Annotated in this window: 5 protein-coding genes; all 5 read right to left on the reverse strand. The window is 70.2% G+C overall.

Features of this window, described 5'->3' with window-relative positions; genetic code table 11:
* Nucleotides 1–77: 77 nt before the first annotated feature.
* A complete protein-coding gene (gene ureG, locus AC3WLN_RS23720) occupies nt 78–707 on the reverse strand; it encodes an urease accessory protein UreG (RefSeq protein WP_492485393.1) in 630 nt (209 codons plus the stop codon).
* Nucleotides 708–730: 23 nt separating this feature from the next.
* A complete protein-coding gene (locus tag AC3WLN_RS23725) occupies nt 731–1465 on the reverse strand; it encodes an urease accessory protein UreF (protein WP_492485401.1) in 735 nt (244 codons plus the stop codon).
* Nucleotides 1398–1922, reverse strand: a complete 525-nt coding sequence (locus AC3WLN_RS23730) for an urease accessory protein UreE (RefSeq protein ID WP_492485395.1) — start codon at nt 1920–1922, stop codon at nt 1398–1400. The genes AC3WLN_RS23725 and AC3WLN_RS23730 overlap by 68 nt, the downstream gene beginning before the upstream one ends.
* 49 nt (nt 1923–1971) lie before the next feature.
* On the reverse strand, nt 1972–2454 hold the full coding sequence (locus AC3WLN_RS23735; RefSeq protein ID WP_492485397.1) for a DUF29 domain-containing protein: 483 nt from the start codon (nt 2452–2454) through the stop codon (nt 1972–1974).
* Between the two features lie 33 nt (nt 2455–2487).
* Nucleotides 2488–4191, reverse strand: a 1704-nt coding sequence (ureC, locus tag AC3WLN_RS23740; RefSeq protein ID WP_492485399.1) for an urease subunit alpha, incomplete at its 5' end; no start/stop codon positions are given.

The raw sequence follows: 4191 nt of genomic DNA on the forward strand, positions 1-4191 counted from the left end.
GACGAGGACGATCGGATAAAAAAGGGCCCGGAGCGATCCGGGCCCTTCGGCCTCTCAGCGGCCGGCGGGGGCGCCGGTTAGTTCAGGCCCCCGGCCTCGACCACGAAGCGCGCGATGGCATCCGCCCCGTGACCGTCGCGGAGCGACGAGAACACGTAGGGCCGGGCGCCGCGCATGCGCTTGGTGTCGGATTCCATGATGCCGAGATCGGCGCCGACGAGCGGCGCGAGGTCGGTCTTGTTGACGATGAGCAGGTCCGAGCGGGTGATGCCCGGCCCCCCCTTGCGGGGGATCTTCTCGCCCCCCGCCACGTCGATGACGTAGAGGGTGATGTCGGCAAGTTCCGGCGAGAAGGTGGCCGCGAGGTTGTCGCCGCCGGACTCGATCAGGATGAGGTCGAGCTTCGGAAAGCGCCGGCGCATCTCCGCCACCGCCGCCAGGTTGATCGAGGCGTCCTCGCGGATCGCCGTGTGCGGGCACCCGCCGGTCTCGACGCCCATGATCCGCTCCTCGGGGAGCGCGCCGGCCACGGTGAGCAGGCGGGCATCCTCCTTGGTGTAGATGTCGTTGGTGATCGCGCAGATCTCGTAGGTATCGCGAAAGCGCTTGCAGAGCTGCTCCATCAGGGCGGTCTTGCCGGAGCCGACGGGGCCGCCGATGCCGACGCGGAGCGGGCCGTTGGGAGAGATGCCGTTGGCGGAGGTCATGACGGGGTCCTCAAGACAGATCCTCAGGAGCGGAAGATGCGCGAATACTGGGTCTCGTGCCGGAACGAGCCGAGATCGAGGTTCAAAGTGGCGCTGCCGAGATCATCGAGCCCGAGGGCCGGGATCGTGCCGGCGAGCGCCGTCACCCGCGGCGTCAGGGCGGCGACGATCCGGGTGCCCGCGCTCTGCCCGATCGGCGCGCAGCGCAGGGCCGCCGAGACGAGGTTCTGCAGGAAGGCGAGGCCGAAGCCGGCGAGCACCGGGGGGAGCGCCATGCCGTGCGCGCCGGCCGCGAGGCCGACGGCCACCGGATAGGCCACCGCGCCGCCGAGGGCGGCGGCGAGGCGGTCGAGCCCGGGCGTGCCCCAGGCCGCCACGGTGGCGTCGAGGAAGCTGCGGCCCTGCTGGCTCGTCTCCAGGTGCAGTTCGCGCGACGGGGCCAGCGCCAGGGCGAGGTCGTTGACCTCGGCCAGCGCCCGCGCATCCCCGGCGCACGCCGCCGCGTGGGCCTGGGCGAGGAGGATCAGGTCGTTGCGACCCGAACCGTGTTCGAGCACGTCGGCGAGCCAGTCCGTGAGCGAGGCCTCGTCGCCGACTTCGCCACTCTCCACCGCGCCCTCGAGCCCGTGGGAATAGGCATAGGCCCCCACCGGATAGCCCGGCGACAGCCACGCCATCAGGCGCAGGGCCTCAATCATGGGCGTGCGGATGGTCATGGTGGGGGTGCGCGTGCTCGTGCTCGTGCGCGTGGTGGTCATGGCCATGGTGGTGATGGCCGGCGGCCTCGCCCGCATAGGCGCCGCCCTCCGGCCGGAACGGGCGCTCCACCGCCTCGGCGGTGCCGCCGAGACCCCGTACCATCTCGGCGAGCACGTGGTCGAAGGCGATGTAGACCGCGTCCGGCCCGATCTCGGCCGGGATGTGCCGGTTGCCGATGTGCCAGATCAGGCGCTTGAGGGCGTGGTCGTCGGGCGCGCGGATCGCCAGCAGCCGCTCCGGCGCGGCCTCGACCCAGACGAGGCGCCCATCCTGGAGCACCAGGGCGTCGCCGTCGTCGAGCACGGTGGGCTCGGGCAGGTCGAGGAGAAACGCCAGCCCGCCCGCAGCGCGCATCGCCATGCGCCGGCGGTGCCGGTCGCCGTGATCGAGCACGATGCGGTCGACGATCTCGCCGGCGAGGGCGTCGCGGCGCAGGACGTGGGTGGCGCGGATCATGGGGCGTGGGACGATGCGGTGCGAGCGATCACGGGATCGGCGAAATTCATCAGGTGACGCGGGGATCGAGGGGCCCGGGATAGAAGCCGTCGTCCCGGATCTGCGCCAGGGTGTAGGGGCATGACGACGGAAAGGTCTGTTCCGCCAGCCCGGTCTCGCTCGCCGCACGGACGCGCCCGAGTTGATAGGCCTTGGTCAGGACCGTCTCCGGCCAGGCCCGGAGACTCGGACTGACATCGAGGAGCCCGTCGATCGGAAGGCGCTGTTCGACGATCGAGGCGCGCCAGCCGTATTTTCGGTGTTCCGGCTGGGATTCCCACTCCAGCAGGTGCTGCAGCAGCACGGCGAGCCGGTTCCGGATCTCGGATTTCTGCGATCCGCCCAAGCTCTCGATTTCCTCGGCGATGTGGTGCCAGTCGACGTCCTGCCGCCGCCCCGCGCGCAGCAGCGCGGCCTGATCCTGCGTCCACAGGTAGAGGTCCGACTCGTAGAGGTCGTGCCCCTGGGATGGGCTGAGGGCAGCCTTGGACATGGGGGACTCCGCGGGTGTCGGCCGCATCCTACCTCAGAATAGAAAATATCGCTGCGCCATCGGCAGGACGTCGGCGGGCTCGCAGACCAGGAGTTCCCCGTCGGCGCGGACGTCGTAGGTCTCGGGGTCAACCTCGATGTCGGGCGTGGCGTCGTTGAGAATCATGCTCTTCTTCGAGATGCCGCCGCGCACGTTCTCGACGGCCACGAGGCGCTTCTGGAGCCCGAGGCGCTCGCCGAGCCCGTCCTCGATGGCGGCCTTCGAGACGAAGGTCAGGGCGGTGGCGAAGGGCACCCGGCCGAAGGCCCCGAACATCGGGCGGTAATGCACCGGCTGGGGCGTGGGGATCGAGGCGTTGGGGTCGCCCATGGGCGCCGTGGCGATGGCGCCGCCCTTGATCACGAGGTCGGGCTTCACCCCGAAGAAGGCGGGCGTCCACAGCACGAGGTCGGCGAGCTTGCCCGGCTCCACCGAGCCGATATGGGCAGAGACGCCATGCGCGATGGCGGGGTTGATGGTGTATTTCGCCACGTAGCGGCGGGCGCGCAGGTTGTCGTTGCCCGAAGCGTCGCCCGGCAGGGCGCCCCGCTGGCGCTTCATCTTGTCCGCCGTCTGCCAGGTGCGGATGATGACCTCGCCGACCCGGCCCATGGCCTGGCTGTCCGAGGACATCATCGAGAGGGCGCCGATGTCGTGCAGGATGTCCTCGGCCGCGATGGTCTCGCGGCGGATGCGGCTCTCGGCGAAGGCGAGATCCTCGGGAATCGCCGGGTCGAGGTGGTGGCACACCATCAGCATGTCGAGATGCTCGTCGATGGTGTTCTTCGTGTAGGGCCTCGTCGGGTTGGTCGACGACGGAAGGACGTTGGCGAGCCCCGCCACCTTGATGATGTCCGGCGCGTGGCCGCCGCCCGCCCCCTCGGTGTGGAAGGCGTGGATGGTACGCCCCGCGAAGGCCTTGATCGTGTCCTCGACGAAGCCGGATTCGTTGAGGGTGTCGGAGTGGATCATCACCTGCACGTCGTGGAGGTCGGCCACCGTCAGGCAGGTGTCGATGGCGGCGGGCGTGGTGCCCCAATCCTCGTGCAGCTTGAGGGCGCAGGCCCCGGCCCGGATCATCTCCACGAGGCTCTCGGGCCGCGCGGCGTTGCCCTTGCCCGCGAAGGCGAGGTTCATCGGGAACGCTTCCGCCGCCTCGATCATCCGGGCCAGATGCCAGGGCCCGGGGGTGCAGGTGGTGGCGAAGGTGCCGTGGGCCGGGCCGGTGCCGCCGCCGAGCATCGTGGTGATCCCCGAGCACAGGGCCTCGTCGATCTGCTGCGGACAGATGTAGTGGATGTGGCTGTCGAAGCCGCCGGCCGTGAGGATCTTGCCTTCCCCGGCGATGACCTCGGTGCCGGGCCCGACCACGATGTCGACGCCCGGCTGGATGTCCGGGTTGCCGGCCTTGCCGAGCCTGGCGATGCGACCCTTCACGAGGCCGACGTCGCACTTCACCACGCCCCAGTGGTCGAGCACCACCGCGTTGGTGATGACGGTGTCGACCGCGCCGTCCTGATTAGTGACCTGGGACTGGCCCATGCCGTCGCGGATGACCTTGCCGCCGCCGAACTTCACCTCCTCGCCGTAGGTGGTGTGGTCGCGCTCCACCTCGATCACCAGGGACGTGTCAGCGAGCCGGATGCGGTCGCCGGTGGTGGGGCCGAACATGTCGGCATAGGCGGCGCGGGGGAGGGC

The sequence above is a fragment of the Methylobacterium sp. FW306-05-D genome, assembly GCF_058782155.1.

Excerpts from the sequence above, each read along its gene's own strand:
- ureG (WP_492485393.1), bottom strand. The coding sequence starts at position 707 with ATGACCTCCGCCAACGGCATCTCTCCCAACGGCCCGCTCCGCGTCGGC.
- AC3WLN_RS23730 (WP_492485395.1), bottom strand. The coding sequence starts at position 1,922 with ATGATCCGCGCCACCCACGTCCTGCGCCGCGACGCCCTCGCCGGCGAG.
- AC3WLN_RS23725 (WP_492485401.1), bottom strand. The coding sequence starts at position 1,465 with ATGACCACCACGCGCACGAGCACGAGCACGCGCACCCCCACCATGACC.
- AC3WLN_RS23735 (WP_492485397.1), bottom strand. The coding sequence starts at position 2,454 with ATGTCCAAGGCTGCCCTCAGCCCATCCCAGGGGCACGACCTCTACGAG.